Source organism: Flavobacterium sp. K77 (assembly GCF_021608205.1).
In the GTDB taxonomy this organism is placed as follows: domain Bacteria; phylum Bacteroidota; class Bacteroidia; order Flavobacteriales; family Flavobacteriaceae; genus Flavobacterium; species Flavobacterium turcicum.
In genome coordinates, this window is the sequence record NZ_JAKIHO010000001.1 from 214,298 (window position 1) to 229,164 (window position 14,867).

15 protein-coding genes are annotated in these 14,867 nt (G+C 34.8%); 10 read left to right on the plus strand and 5 right to left on the minus strand.

Features of this window, described 5'->3' with window-relative positions; genetic code table 11:
• The first annotated feature begins 335 nt into the window (after positions 1 to 335).
• The 5 genes from L1S34_RS00970 (at position 336) to L1S34_RS00990 (ending at position 5,502) form a co-directional block, all read left to right on the plus strand.
• Positions 336 to 941, plus strand: coding sequence for a hypothetical protein (locus tag L1S34_RS00970; protein ID WP_236362214.1), 606 nt, complete (start codon positions 336 to 338; stop codon positions 939 to 941).
• The gene (gene mfd, locus L1S34_RS00975) at positions 934 to 4,302 is read left to right on the plus strand and encodes a transcription-repair coupling factor (protein WP_236362217.1); all 3,369 of its coding nucleotides are present in this window, start codon (positions 934 to 936) and stop codon (positions 4,300 to 4,302) included. Before L1S34_RS00970 ends, mfd begins: the two co-directional genes overlap by 8 nt.
• 190 nt (positions 4,303 to 4,492) lie before the next feature.
• A complete protein-coding gene (locus L1S34_RS00980) occupies positions 4,493 to 4,852 on the plus strand; it encodes a hypothetical protein (protein ID WP_236362218.1) in 360 nt (119 codons plus the stop codon).
• A 141-nt stretch (positions 4,853 to 4,993) separates the two neighbouring features.
• Positions 4,994 to 5,218 (plus strand): hypothetical protein, encoded by a 225-nt coding sequence (locus L1S34_RS00985; protein ID WP_236362220.1) that lies wholly within the window; start codon positions 4,994 to 4,996, stop codon positions 5,216 to 5,218.
• Positions 5,209 to 5,502: a type II toxin-antitoxin system RelE/ParE family toxin gene (locus L1S34_RS00990; protein WP_166132727.1), complete on the plus strand. Its 294-nt coding sequence runs from the start codon at positions 5,209 to 5,211 to the stop codon at positions 5,500 to 5,502. Before L1S34_RS00985 ends, L1S34_RS00990 begins: the two co-directional genes overlap by 10 nt.
• A 9-nt stretch (positions 5,503 to 5,511) precedes the next feature.
• Here the strand turns inward: L1S34_RS00990 and L1S34_RS00995 are convergent, their stop codons facing one another.
• The 3 genes from L1S34_RS00995 to L1S34_RS01005 form a co-directional block, all read right to left on the minus strand.
• Positions 5,512 to 6,168 (minus strand): aspartate kinase, encoded by a 657-nt coding sequence (locus L1S34_RS00995; RefSeq protein WP_166132728.1) that lies wholly within the window; start codon positions 6,166 to 6,168, stop codon positions 5,512 to 5,514.
• A 109-nt stretch (positions 6,169 to 6,277) separates the two neighbouring features.
• On the minus strand, positions 6,278 to 6,637 hold the full coding sequence (locus L1S34_RS01000; RefSeq protein WP_236362222.1) for a YraN family protein: 360 nt from the start codon (positions 6,635 to 6,637) through the stop codon (positions 6,278 to 6,280).
• Positions 6,638 to 6,792: 155 nt separating this feature from the next.
• Complete coding sequence (locus L1S34_RS01005; RefSeq protein WP_370637556.1) at positions 6,793 to 7,794, minus strand: S66 peptidase family protein; 1,002 nt, start codon at positions 7,792 to 7,794, stop codon at positions 6,793 to 6,795.
• Between the two features lie 141 nt (positions 7,795 to 7,935).
• On the opposite strand from L1S34_RS01005, the gene L1S34_RS01010 reads away from it, so the two are divergent.
• The 5 genes from L1S34_RS01010 (at position 7,936) to L1S34_RS01030 (ending at position 13,246) form a co-directional block, all read left to right on the plus strand.
• Positions 7,936 to 9,036 (plus strand): endonuclease/exonuclease/phosphatase family protein, encoded by a 1,101-nt coding sequence (locus L1S34_RS01010; protein ID WP_166132730.1) that lies wholly within the window; start codon positions 7,936 to 7,938, stop codon positions 9,034 to 9,036.
• Between the two features lie 98 nt (positions 9,037 to 9,134).
• Positions 9,135 to 9,674, plus strand: a complete 540-nt coding sequence (locus L1S34_RS01015) for a 3-hydroxyanthranilate 3,4-dioxygenase (RefSeq protein WP_166132731.1) — start codon at positions 9,135 to 9,137, stop codon at positions 9,672 to 9,674.
• Positions 9,675 to 9,871: 197 nt separating this feature from the next.
• Positions 9,872 to 11,425, plus strand: a complete 1,554-nt coding sequence (gene amaB / locus L1S34_RS01020; protein WP_236362224.1) for an L-piperidine-6-carboxylate dehydrogenase — start codon at positions 9,872 to 9,874, stop codon at positions 11,423 to 11,425.
• 85 nt (positions 11,426 to 11,510) lie between these two features.
• On the plus strand, positions 11,511 to 12,596 hold the full coding sequence (locus tag L1S34_RS01025; RefSeq protein ID WP_236362225.1) for a hypothetical protein: 1,086 nt from the start codon (positions 11,511 to 11,513) through the stop codon (positions 12,594 to 12,596).
• A complete protein-coding gene (locus L1S34_RS01030; protein ID WP_236362227.1) occupies positions 12,593 to 13,246 on the plus strand; it encodes an HIRAN domain-containing protein in 654 nt (217 codons plus the stop codon). The genes L1S34_RS01025 and L1S34_RS01030 overlap by 4 nt, the downstream gene beginning before the upstream one ends.
• A 131-nt stretch (positions 13,247 to 13,377) precedes the next feature.
• On the opposite strand, the gene L1S34_RS01035 is transcribed toward L1S34_RS01030, so the two are convergent.
• Complete coding sequence (locus L1S34_RS01035) at positions 13,378 to 13,878, minus strand: DUF6646 family protein (RefSeq protein ID WP_236362228.1); 501 nt, start codon at positions 13,876 to 13,878, stop codon at positions 13,378 to 13,380.
• Between the two features lie 42 nt (positions 13,879 to 13,920).
• Positions 13,921 to 14,646: a metallophosphoesterase family protein gene (locus L1S34_RS01040; RefSeq protein WP_166132734.1), complete on the minus strand. Its 726-nt coding sequence runs from the start codon at positions 14,644 to 14,646 to the stop codon at positions 13,921 to 13,923.
• Positions 14,647 to 14,867: the final 221 nt, after the last annotated feature.

Consider the following 14,867-nt stretch of genomic DNA (forward strand, 5'->3'; position numbering starts at 1 on the left):
AACAAAGATAACGTTTTCGCAAATAGTACAACTTTTGATAAAAACAGCAATAAAAACCACAAAACACTACATTAAATTTAATCTAAAACGAAAATACTGGTTTTTTTATTGGTGAATTCCATTTGGTTGTTGTCAAAATGGCAAAGTTATAACCATTATTTTTAAAACAAATTTAATTCAGATTCTATTTTGATAGATTATACAGAGTCAAAAAGCAGTATTGTATAGCTAGTAAATCGAATTTTAAATGGTTTCAAGCGAGATTGACATTACCCAAAACCACCATTCGTTATTGCCAATTTAGTTTGTAACTTTGTGCTTTAATGACACAAAATATGAAATATAATTTTGCTCTTTGCTGTTGCCTCGTTTTGTTCTTATTTTCTTGTAAAAATGAGGATGACAATCGTTTGGCAGACACACAAAAGGAGGTTCAAAAAAAGGAAGTTTTAGTAAAAAAATTACAAAAGGCTTGGGATTTTTATGACACACCACTTACCGAAGCTTCTGAAACGAGTATTGCCTCTTGGAACGAGTTGCGCCTTTTTCTGGATGCCTTGGCACAAAAACCGCAAGCCTCTGTTCGTGCTTATCAACGCAAATCGGCAGAATTATCTAAAAAAGTAATAGCGCTTGGCGAACGTATACCGTACCAATACGATAAACCACAAATACGTAGCCGCATTGCATCCCTAACAACCAAGGTGCGGATGTTGGATTTATTTATGCACTTAGACGTTATTCCAGACAAAAAAGTCAGTGCTTTGGTGGCTGAAATTAATCTCGAATTACTTTCCGTTCAACGACAAATGGACGAAATTGTCGAGAAAAGTAAAATCCAGTTAGAAGAAGGTGAATCTGATTTGCTGCGCATGCTAGACAGCAGCAGAGCCATTCCTAATACGCCTATTGTAGATCCAAATATTCCACGCGTTGAGTAAATCAGTTTTATACCAAACCTACGATACTGCTCCCAAAACCATACAAATTGCAGCGCGCTTACTCGAAAAAAATCAGGTAAAAATGCAGCTTTCGGGCTTGGTGGGATCATCTCTTTCCTTTGTTTTGCGTGCTGTTTTTAAAAAGGCGGAGCTTCCGTTTTTAGTTGTGCTCAATGACAAAGAAGAAGCTGCTTATTATTTGAATGATCTAGAACAAATGGTGGGTGAACAAGATGTGTTGTTTTATCCAGCATCGTTTCGTAGGCCATACGAGCTTGAGGATACCGATAATGCCAATGTTTTGCTCAGAGCCGAAGTTTTGAACCGCATCAACTCTCGTAAAAAACCAGCCCTCATTGTTACTTATCCGGAGGCTTTGTTTGAAAAAGTGGTAACTCGAAAGCAATTAGACACCAATACTTTAAAAGTGGCTGTTGGTGACAAAATTTCTATCGATTTTATAAACGAAGTTTTATTCGAATACGAATTTAAAAGAGTCGATTTTATTACCGAACCGGGCGAGTTTTCTGTTCGTGGAGGAATCGTTGATGTGTTTTCTTTCTCGAATGATAATCCGTACCGAATTGAATTTTTTGGCGATGAGGTCGAGAGTATCCGTACTTTTGATGTAGCGACGCAGTTGTCTATTCTACCTCAGAAAAAAATTGCCATTATTCCCAATGTCGAGAATAAAGTCTTTCAAGAAAACCGTGAAAGTTTTCTAGATTATATCTCAGAGCAAACGGTTATTTGTATTCAAAACACTGAAAATTTATGCACAGAGTTAGACAAACAATTTGCTCGTGCCGAAACCGCTTTTGCTAAATTATCGCAAGAAATCAAACGTAGTGAGCCAGAGCAATTGTTTTTGAACCAAACACAATTCATCAAGCGCGCGCTAGATTTTTCGATTATTGAGTTCAATACTAAGGCTATTTTTAGAACTACTCAAAAATGGGAGTTCCACATCAAGCCGCAACCTTCGTTCAATAAACAATTTGATTTGTTGTTGAATAATTTGAATGAAAACCATTTTAATGGTTTCAAAAATTATTTGTTTTGTTCGAATGATGCGCAAGCCAAACGTTTTCATGATATCTTCGAAACCTTAGACGAGGCCAATTCTGAGAATATCCGTAAGCAATACAATACTGTTGTTTTGCCATTGTATCAAGGTTTTATTGACGAAGAAAACCAAATTACGTGCTACACTGACCATCAAATTTTTGAACGTTACCATAAATTCAACATCAAAAATGGTTATTCAAAAAAGCAAAATATAACTTTAAAAGAACTCACGACACTTTCGGTGGGCGATTATGTAACGCATATTGATCACGGAATAGGTCGTTTTGGAGGTTTGCAAAAAATACAAGTCGAAGGCAAAACACAAGAAGCCATCAAGCTCGTGTATGCCGATAATGACATTGTGTACGTAAGCATTCATTCGCTCCACAAAATTTCAAAATACAACGGCAAAGACGGAACGCCACCCAAAATTTACAAGCTAGGTTCTAACGCTTGGAAGGTTTTAAAACAAAAAACCAAAGCGCGTGTCAAACATATTGCCTTCAATTTGATTCAGCTTTACGCCAAAAGAAGACTCGAAAAAGGATTTCAATACGCACCCGATAGTTATTTGCAAAACGAGTTAGAAAGCTCTTTCATTTACGAAGATACGCCTGACCAAACTAAATCAACGGCTGAGGTAAAAGCAGATATGGAAAGCGATCGTCCGATGGATCGCTTGGTTTGTGGCGATGTAGGTTTTGGTAAAACCGAAGTGGCTATTCGTGCGGCTTTCAAAGCAGTCGATAATAGCAAGCAAGTTGCCGTTTTGGTTCCTACAACTATTTTGGCTTACCAACATTATAGAACTTTTAGCGAGCGATTGAAAGATATGCCGGTGTCGATTGGCTATTTAAACCGTTTTAGAACCGCCAAACAAAAAGCGGAAACCTTAAAACAATTAGCCGAAGGCAAATTGGATATTGTCATAGGAACGCATCAATTGGTCAACAAAAATGTAGTTTTCAAAGATCTTGGACTATTGATTGTAGATGAGGAACAAAAATTTGGTGTAAACGTTAAAGACAAGCTCAAAACCATTGCTGCTAATGTAGATACTTTAACTTTAACGGCAACTCCAATTCCGAGAACCTTACAGTTTTCATTGATGGCAGCGCGAGATTTGTCAGTTATTACAACACCTCCGCCAAATAGATATCCTATTGAAACGAATGTGGTTGGCTTTAGCGAAGAGACTATTCGAGATGCGATTTCGTATGAAATTCAGCGAAACGGACAGGTTTTCTTTATCAATAATCGAATAGAAAATATTAAGGAAGTAGCCGGAATGATTCAGCGTTTGGTTCCCAATGCCAGAGTCGGAATCGGTCACGGCCAAATGGATGGTAAAAAACTTGAAGAGTTGATGTTGGCTTTCATGAACGGTGAATTCGATGTTTTAGTCGCAACAACCATTATCGAAAGCGGATTGGATGTACCCAATGCGAACACGATTTTCATCAATAATGCCAATAATTTCGGTTTGTCTGATTTGCATCAAATGCGTGGTCGAGTTGGGCGTAGCAACAAGAAAGCGTTCTGTTATTTTATCTGTCCGCCATATTCAAGTATGACCGAAGATGCTCGTAAACGTATTCAGGCTTTGGAGCAGTTTAGTGAATTAGGTAGCGGATTTAACATTGCTATGAAAGATTTAGAGATTCGTGGTGCAGGAGATTTATTGGGCGGTGAGCAAAGCGGTTTTATTAACGAAATTGGTTTTGATACCTATCAAAAAATTATGAACGAGGCTATTGATGAGTTGAAAGAAAACGAATTCAAAGATTTGTATCCTGAAGAAAATAATATTGAAACCAAGGAATATGTAAAAGACCTTCAAATAGATACTGATTTTGAACTATTGTTTTCTGATGAATACATCAATAATGTATCGGAACGATTGAGTTTATACAATGAGTTGGGCGCCATCAAAAACGAAGAAGAATTAATCGTGTTTCAAAATAAATTGATTGATCGTTTTGGACCTATGCCGCCACGCGCCAAAGCATTGATGAATAGTATTCGTATTAAATGGATCGCTACACGAATAGGAATAGAGAAATTGGTATTGAAGCAAGGCAAAATGATTGGTTATTTTGTTTCAGATCAACAATCGGATTACTACCAATCCAAGCGATTTATGCAAGTTGTGAATTTTGTTCAAAAAAATAGTGCGATTTGTCGAATGAAAGAAAAGCAAACTCCGGCAGGATTACGTTTGCTCTTAACCTTTGATGATGCCAAAACTACGCGTAGGTGCTTGGAATTGATGGAGATGTTGGGTGGGGAGTAAAAAATATTTCTTCAATAAACTTTAAATAATTGAATAATTGACAACTAATACTACTAAGGAAAAATCATTTTTTAAAAAAATAACTTCCAAAAGCCTATATAAATTTGGTTTTGTAGGATTGATTCCCAATTTTGGATTGATTCCTGGCGGAGTTCTATTGTTTCAGGGATTTATAAGGAAAGATAAAAAAATGAAATTAATTGGATTAGGAGGAATTCTTTTCACACCTATATTTTGGTTTATTTATCTAAACAGCGATTTTCATGAAAAACATTTAATACAATTTACAAATATTCAATTGAATGAAATGGTAAAAGATTTAGAGTTTTATAAAAGTAAAAATGGAAAGTATCCTGATAGTTTACCAGAATTGAAACTACAAAACAAGTTTTTTAATGATGATGAGTTGTTTAATAGTGAATTCAATTTTAAAGAATCAAAACCTGCAAGATTTTATTACAAAAAACAAGAAGGTGATTATGTTTTAAAATCATTGGGTCCTGATTTGATTTTAAATACAGAAGATGATATCCATCCAGAATTAAAATAAAATGCTTGTCATTTTCTTAAATCAATATTAATAAAATCTATTTGTTTAATATTTTAAAAATGAAACACTTAGTTAAATTTGACGATTTATTTTTTTACCATTATCAAAAAAGATAACTTTGTTAAACTAAAATTTTAAGTTATGAATTTAGCCACCAGAAAATATAATTTGATTCAAGAGTTGACAACTATTGACGAAAGTTTATTGGAAAAACTTGAAATCATTTTAAAAACCAGTAAAAAGGATTGGTTTACTGATTTGAATTCAGAGGAAAAACAGCAAATTGAAATCGGTTTAAAACAAGCAGAAAATTACGAGTTTGTAAGTCATGAAATTGTAATGAACAGATTTGCCAAATGGCGTTAGAGATTAAATGGACTCCTCAAGCCGATACAGGTTTGGCAATTGTTATTGAATATTTAGAAGCGGAATGGACGTTCAGGGAAATTTTGCAGTTGGAAGAAAATATCAATCAAGTTATTAAGCAAATTAGTCATTTCCCTGACCTTTATCCAAAGTCTAAATCCTTTAAAAATCTTCATAAAGCAACCATAGATAGAAATAACTATCTTGTTTACCAAGTTAATTATAAAAAATCATGTATTGAAATAATTAATTTTAGAGGAACGAAACAAAAACCTAAATATTAGAAAGTGAATTTAATTCTTCAAATCCTTTATCACTTTAAAAGCCACATCCACTTGTTCTTCACTTACTAAAATAGTGAATTCGTTTGATGTCGAAATTACCTCGTTGATAATAATTCCTTCCCAAGCCAAACGCTGAAAAATGAAATAGTAAATTCCAGGAACTACAATGTTTTCTTTGGGTAATTTTACAGTGATTGATGCCAGATCATCTAGTTTCTGAATCAGTTTTTCGTTTGCAAAATGTTTGTCTACAAGATGATTGATGCTGTTGCTCACTACAATATTTGTTTCGTTTACTCCTCTTGATGAAGTATAAAAAATATCTGGTAATGCATTGATATCCGCAATTAAATCAGCCTGTTTGTTCAAAACTGTTTCTGAGGCTGCAAAAGTATAATCTGTCAAGGCTGATCGCACGGTGATTTCGCCAATGTTTTTAATGACTTTATTAATCTTGTGGTTGAGTCTAAAATCCAGTTCCTCTGTTAATCTTTTCAATGCCATTACTACAGCACCTTGCTTCACTTCTTTACCAAAATCGGCTTCTAACTCTGTCATGATATTACGTGATAACGAAGTTAAATTGATAATGCCTAATGACAAAGCATTTAGTAAAAAAGGTTTTGTTTTGATGTAATTTTCAACAATTGAAGAAACAGTTTTCATGATGGATTTTTTTAATTTGTAGTTGCGTTTTATGTAGTTACTGTGTAATTTGAATGCAAATATAAATAAAAAAACAATTTGTTACAAATATAACAATGTAAAAAAGTCATTAAAAATGATAAAAGGCATCGGTAAGATGCTCAATAACAAAAGATTTATCGTTTTTATGAATAGCTATGATGTCAAAACGTACCTCTAGGTCAAGATCATTTTGAGTGACAAATGCATCGACAGCCTTTACTAGTAGTTGTATTTTTTTTGGCTTCACAAAATCCTGTGGTAAACCAAAATCCAAAGAAGATCTTGTTTTTACTTCGACAACAGCAAGAACACCTGATTTTTGAGCCAGGATGTCAATTTCTGCTTTTTGAAACGTGTAATTGGTTTGCAAAATAGTATAGCCTTCCTTTTGCAGGAATTCAACAGCCATTTCTTCGCCAAGTTTACCAAGTTCGTTGTGTTCAGCCATTTAAAAATTTTGTTTCAAGTTTGAGGTTTCAAGTTTTTAACTTCTGCAACTAAAATTCATCAATGAAAAAAACAGAATTTAATGTACTGCATAAGTCCTCAAACTTCTTTCGTTTAGGCTCTCACTCCTTCAAAAAAATTGGGGTAGAGGATTTTTTATTCAAAAGTAAGCGTTCCGCCCTTTTCTTGAACATCTAGTGTAACCATTTGTCCTAAAATCAAGGCTCTATTGTCTTGAATGTGCCCGGCTGGGAAATTGTACAAAATCGGAATGTTGTATTTTTGCGTTACATCTTCAATAATTTCGATCGCATTTTTTCCCCACGGAATATCGTTGTCTTTCATTTTGGTCATTGATCCTACAACAATTCCTTTGATGCTTTCGAGGCAACCATTGCGTTTTAAGTTCATCATCATACGGTCTATGTGATACAAATATTCGTCAAGATCTTCTATAAATAAAATTTTATCGGTGCAATCAATTGCTGAGGTAGAGCCAAACAAACTGTAGAGTATCGATAAATTTCCGCCCACCAAACGTCCGGTTGCAGTTCCTATTTTGTTTTTGCTAAAAGCGGCAACTTGGTAAGAAAGCGATTCACCAAAAAGCGCTTTTTTGAGTGATGTTATGGCTTGTGGTGTTGCTCGTGGCGCAGTAAGTGGCATAATGGCATGAAGCGATTGAAAACCTAAAGTATTCAAATGACTATGCAAAACAGTTACATCGCTAAAACCTACAATCCATTTCGGATTCATTTTAAACTGTGTAAAATCTAATAAATCAACCATTCTAACTGTACCATAACCGCCTTTTACGCACCAAATTGCTTTGATGTTAGGGTTGTCTAACTGTGTTTGAAAATCGGCTGCACGTTGTTCATCAGTTCCTGCAAGTTGATTATTGTCTAAGCCAATTGTTTTTCCAATGACAACCTCAAGTCCCCAACTATGTAATAAATCAATAGCAGGTTGTAGGTTGTTGTCAATGTTTTTTCGAGCTGTAGCTACAAGAGCAACGGTATCTCCTTTTTGCAAATAAGGTGGTGTAATCATAGTGGTTTGAGCTTGACTGTATGAGGTTTCTAAAACAAAAATAAGAAATAGCAACCAATAAAAAATAGAATGTCTTGTCGGTTGCTTGAATGTATAGTAGTTCATGAATTGGCGTTAACTGAAAAAAGTGTTTGTTTATAAATTCAAAGATAGTCATTTCTAAAACAATGCGAAATTCAATACAAATTACTACTTTTAACCTAAAGTAATTGATTATCGGTACGTTGTAACTCAAAAAAAAAAACAATGAAATTTAGAATTCTGTTGCTCCTTTCTCTCGGCCTACCTACAATTGCCTCGTCACAAACTAAAAAATACAGCATTCACACCGTAGCTTTTTATAATTTCGAAAATTTATTCGACACTATAAATGACCCAGATACTTTTGATGAGGAATGGACGCCAAAAGGTTTACAGCGTTGGACATTCGACAAATACCAAAAAAAGTTAGCCAATCTAGCTCGTGTTCTTTCTTCAATTGGCACTGGAGAGCATGCAGATTCACCAACGCTTATTGGAGGTTGCGAAATTGAAAACAGAGCTGTTCTTGAAGATCTTGTCAAACAGCCACTTTTGTTAGAGAAAGAATATGGCATCGTACATTTTGATTCGCCAGACAAACGCGGAATCGATGTAGCGCTTTTGTATCAAAAAAGTAAATTCCAACCCACAAGCTCCAGCAACATCCCGTTGTACATTTACAAAAAAGGAAATGTGACAAAAGATGAGGTAGCTGATAAAGCCGCTGAGATCACGGATGATAATCCTGAAGTAAATACCAAAAATTACAGAGTATACACTCGAGATCAACTTTTAGTAACCGGTTTTCTTGAAGGCGAAGAAATTCATATTATTGTAAACCACTGGCCATCTCGCTCTGGAGGTGAAAAAAAATCAAGTCCGTATCGCGAGGCAGCAGGCTTATTGAACAGAAAAATAATTGATTCGTTACAGCGAATTAATCCCGAAGCAAAAATCATCACTATGGGCGATCTCAATGACGGACCTTATAATAAAAGCGTAAAAATAGGGCTTGGCGCCAAAGCTAAAAAAGCATCTGTAGTAGCGTTTGGCATCTTTAACCCTTTTGAAGAAATGGCTCAAAAAGGCCAAGGAACCATTGCGCATCGTGATGCTTGGGATATTTTTGATCAAATAATGATTTCAGAAACTTTAATCCGCACTGATTTTTCTAGCTATCGTTTCTGGAAAGCGGGTATTTACAACAAGCCTTTTCTCATCCAAAACAGCGGTCAGTTTAAAGGATATCCGTTGCGGCATTCATCTTCTGAAATTGGTTTTAGCGACCATTTTCCCGTTTACATTTATTTGATCAAGCAAAAATAACACACAGCCACCTTCGCTTTTTTGGTAAAAATTAGTCGCTTGATTCATTGAAAATCTTAGTACCTTAGTGGCTTAGTAACTTTGAAACTCATACTAAAATGGCAATCGCAAAACCCTTCAACCTCAATAAGTGGATTGATGAAAATCGTCACCTACTCAAACCGCCCGTAGGTAACAAAAATTTATACCAAGAATCAGGAGATTATATCGTTATGGTGGTGGCTGGCCCCAACGCCCGTAAAGACTATCATTACAACGAAACCGAAGAACTATTTTACCAACTTGAAGGTTCTATAAAAGTAATTATTCAAGAAGATGGAGAGCGCCGCGAAATGGAATTAAATCCTGGCGATATGTATCTCAATCCTGCCAAAACACCACATTCACCGGTTCGTTCTGAGGGTTCAATTGGGTTGGTTATTGAACGCAAACGAGCGGGTCAGGGTTTTACCGATGGCTTACTGTGGTTTTGTGATAACTGCAATCACAAATTGCACGAGGTTTATTTTGAACTCCATAACATAGAGAAGGATTTTCTGCCTCATTTCAAACATTTTTATAATTCAGAAAGCTTGCGCACCTGCGATTCGTGCGGAACGGTCATGCAAGCCGATCCTAAATTTGTTTCTAAAGACTAGTTTTTTTTAGGAGCTTTTTCCCGTCATCCGCTGTATTCCCGATTAAAAAAACTACGGCCAAAAAAGCCTTGTTTTTTAAAATCGGGAGATGCCGCTACTACCGGGGCTAGAACAAAATAAAATACCAAAGTGTATTTTTCAAGCTGAAATCAATATATTTGTAGATAAATATAACAATTTTAATCAAAAAAGTTAGAATGATAACAATAGCCAATCAATTCGGAATGAACGAAGCCTTGAAGCAATTGGGCATAAAAGATATAAACGAAGGAAGTTCAACCGGACAAAACTCCTTTTCAAATGGTGAAATTTTAGAAAGTTTTTCGCCTGTTGACGGACAGTTAATAGGTAAAGTAAAAACATCTACTGCCGCTGATTACGAAAAAGTATTGCAAACAGCAACAGAGGCTTTTAAAACTTTTAAAACAATGCCAGCGCCACAACGCGGTGAAATTGTACGCCAGTTTGGTGAAAAATTACGTAAAAATAAAGAAGCTCTTGGTAAATTAGTTTCCTATGAAATGGGGAAATCATTGCAAGAAGGCTACGGCGAAGTTCAGGAAATGATTGATATCTGTGATTTTGCAGTGGGATTATCTCGTCAATTACACGGTTTAACCATGCATTCTGAACGTCCTGGACATAGAATGTACGAGCAATACCATCCATTAGGAGTGGTAGGAATCATTTCGGCATTTAACTTTCCAGTGGCAGTTTGGGCTTGGAACACAGCATTAGCCTGGATTTGCGGCGATGTTTGCGTTTGGAAACCATCTGAAAAAACACCTCTTTGTGGAATTGCTTGCCAAAATATTATTGCCGAAGTAATTAAAGAAAACAACCTTCCTGAAGGAATTTCTTGTTTGATCAACGGAGATTACAAAGTAGGCGAAATGATGACTAATGACAAACGCGTTCCGTTGGTATCTGCAACAGGTTCTACTCGTATGGGTAAAATTGTAGCGCAAGCGGTTGCTGCTCGTCTTGGAAAATCATTGTTAGAATTAGGTGGAAACAATGCCATCATTGTAACTCCGGATGCGGATATAAAAATGACCGTTATTGGTGCTGTATTTGGTGCAGTAGGAACAGCAGGTCAACGTTGTACTTCAACACGTAGATTGATCATTCACGAAAGTATTTACGATACGGTAAAAGATGCTATGGTGTCGGCTTACAAGCAATTACGTATTGGTAATCCATTAGATGAGAACAACCATGTTGGTCCTGTAATTGACACACATGCTGTAGAAATGTATAATAAAGCGCTTGAAAAAGTGGTTGCAGAAGGTGGAAATATTCTTGTCGAAGGTGGAGTACTTTCTGGCGAAGGATTTGAAAGTGGTTGTTATGTAAAACCAGCTATTGCTGAGGCTGATAACACTTTTGAAATTGTACAACACGAAACTTTTGCACCAGTATTGTATTTGTTAAAATATTCAGGAACGGTAGAAAATGCCATTGCAATTCAAAACGGAGTAGCACAAGGATTATCATCTGCTATTATGACCAACAATTTGCGTGAAGCTGAATTGTTTTTATCAGTAACGGGTTCTGATTGTGGAATTGCAAACGTAAACATTGGAACTTCTGGCGCCGAAATTGGAGGTGCTTTTGGAGGAGAAAAAGAAACAGGTGGTGGTCGTGAGTCTGGCTCTGATGCTTGGAAAGTGTACATGCGTCGCCAAACTAATACCATTAATTACACCACAAGTTTACCTTTAGCACAAGGAATTAAATTTGATTTGTAATCTTTTATTTAAAAATAATTTATCAAAACCGCTTTTTCTGATTGAGATAAAGCGGTTTTTTATATTTTAGACAAAAAAACGACGTATGACCAATTTAGAAGCAACATTTACAGATATTTCAGGTTGGCATAAGAATGTTCATTATAGTACTGGGGGAACTCGTAGTAAATATATCGCTTTGCATCCCGAAACAAATGAAGAGTATTTTTTTAAAGGTTCAAAGGAGACACCTTTAAGAGAAATACGCTATCCAACGGAATTTTGGTCTGAAATTGTTTCATCTAAAATTGGACAATTCCTTTGCTTTCATATGTTGGACTATAACATAGCATATGATAGTAATCACAAACAACAAATTGGTAGCCTGTCAATGTCAATGGTTTTAAGTTCTAAAAATAAACTTACAGAGGGAGTTGCTTATTTGACTGGGTTTAATTCAAAATATATTCCAAGTTTACATAAAAAGGATTATACATTTCAATTTATATGCAATGCGTTAGATAAATTTCATTTAGGAAATTATATTCAAAATATAATTGAGATTATTGTATTCGATAGTGTTATTGGGAATTCAGATAGGCACCAAGAAAATTGGGGCATAATTGCTTATTATCAAGAAATTTTTGACAATATTGAAAGAGAGATAAATAGTAATAAAATTGGGTTTTTTAGTAAAATTAAGAATAAACTTAATCGATTACTGGGAGAAAAGCTTATTCATGTGCACGATACTAATGGTAAACTTAGTAAATCGGATCTAATTGTACAAGCAGATTTAGCCCCACATAAATTTGCGCCAATTTATGATAGTGGATGTTGTCTTGGTAGAGAGCATACAGATGAACGAGTTTTGAAAATGCTAAATAATTCACAGATGATTGAGGCATATATTCGGAAAGGAGAATCAGAAATTCATTGGCAGGGAAATTTAAAAAAAAGAAAACATTTTGAACTTATAGAATTATTGTTGGAAAACCATCCCGATGAAACAAAAAAAATTATCGTGAGGGTTAAGGAAAAATATAACCCTAAATCAATTAAAGAGATAATAGAAAATATTGACATAAATGTCCCAATAGATTTAATTAACTTTAAATTATCGGGAACAAGAAAACAATTGATGTTTAAATTGGTAACTTTGCGCATCGAAAAATTAATTCAATATTTATGAAAGCAATAGGAAACATACACCTTATCTGGAGACCAGGCAAAGGTAGTAGAAGAATTTCTGTTGGTACTATTAAAAAAAGTACCTTAGAAGGAATCCGCTTTCAATATAATCAGGAAGGTGTAGAAAAAGCTAAGAAGCTAGGTTTTGTCCATTATGAAGGTTTTCCGGATACGTTTATAGATTATAGAGAAAATGTAATTGAAATTTTCGGACAACGTTTAATGCGTAGTGAAAGACCAGATTTACAAGATTTTTATGATTTTTGGAATGTTGATTTAAATAAGAAGGAAGATAAATTTTATATGTTGGCTTTTACCCAAGGTCTCTTGCCTACTGATAATTTTGAGTTTTTAGCAAATTTTAATCCCGTCGATTCTTTATCTTTTGTTACAGAAATTGCTAATTTGACTGAGGCTCAAATTCCATCTGATAAAGTTTCTGTTAATGATATTTTGAGATATGAATTAGAGCCAACTAATGAATATGATAAAAAAGCAGTAAAAGTCTTTAAAGGAGAATTATATCTTGGCTATGTTAAATTAATACACTCTGAGGTTTTTCACAAAACAAGTAGAAGGTTTGATTTAATTGTTCAAGGAATCGAAAAGAATGGTGTATTAAAGCGAATTTTTGTTAAAGCAAGTTTGTAAAAATCAATTACACCACAAGTTTACCTTTAGCACAAGGAATTAAATTTGATTTGTAATTGAATAAATAGAAATATTAAAAAAGGCAATTTGAAATCTCAAATTGCCTTTTTTTGTTTCATAATAGTTTTGTTCTACAAATTGAAAGACGCTCCTATACTAAAAGTAAACTGATTGTTTAGTTTATCAAAACCAATTGGATTTGTTTTGTAACTAGCAATAGGAATTCCTGCTTCAGTAAAAACACCAAAACCTTGTGTAAAGAAATATCTAAAACCCAAGTGAGCACCAAAATTTCTTAAACCTAAATCCAATCCAGGATAAATATCCATTTTTTCATCCAGCTCAAATACGTTTCCTAAATTAGCATTAAAACGGGCTTTTAAATCAATTCGGTCACCAAAATCTGGTTTGTTTCCTAAGGCATCATTTGAAACAGAAAGCAAATAGGAAGTTACAAAGCCAAATGACATATTTTCTCCCAAACCAAAATCAGTTGCAACACGTATTCCGGATCCGCCATCTTGTAGTATTGCTCCAAGATCAAATTTAGTATCACCATTACCCTTAAAAGCTTGGCCTTGAGCTACGCTAGCTGTTAGTACAAGTGCAAAAAGTACAATATATTTTTTCATTTCCTCTGTTTTAAATTCGTAAAAATTAGTTGTTATGTTTTATTAATTTCGGCCTTTTTCGTCAAAATACAATTGATTAAGCGGCTCACTTTGCCAAAATTCTTTGGTGTCAACATCAAGAATGGTAAGCGGACCTTTAAACGCGGCTCCCGTATCTACATTCCATACGTTGGCTTTTTTAACAGGTGTCGTTTCTCCAATTCGCGTTACGGGAGTATGACCAATAAAAATTTCATGGTACATGCTCAATCTTTTTGGATAAAAAGGATGGTCAAGCGCCATCCGATCGTCTAAGGATAAGGCGGTTTCCCAAAGAGTACGGTCCCAGTAAAATTGACCCGGAAAATATTCAAATTGTGCGCCATTCACATTCGTAAAACCGGCATGAACATACAATCTGTTGTGCTCGTCTAAATAATAATTTTTAAGCGATTTAAGGAATTCGATATGTTTTTGTTTTTGGCTGTATGTTACACTTTCATAGGCTTTTACAGTTGCTTCGCCACCATGTTTGTACCACAAAAGGTTGTCTTTGCTCTCATCAAGCCATTCTAGTAATAAATCATCATGATTGCCGCGAATACAAATGCAATTTTGTTGTGATTGCAAATCAATAATAAAATCAAGTACCTGAGGCGATTGACTCCATCCGTCTACATAATCTCCTAAAAAAATAAGAGTGTCGTGTTTGGTAACTTTGGCACGCTCCATGATTTGATGTAGCGCTCGCAAGCCACCATGAATATCGCCTATAACGAGTGTTCTCATTCTGAATTTTGTCTATTTGTATTTGCAAAAATAGCAGAAAAAAAGCACTATTTAAGCTAATTGTGAAAACAATGAAATTTGAGACGTATTGTTTTGAGCTAAATTCATTTTTTACTGTTTTAAACACGGTAATCATAAATCGTTAAACAGTTGTGAAAAATGTACTTACAAATGATTGTGTAATTCAATTATTACAGTTATCTTTACGGAAATTTAAACCA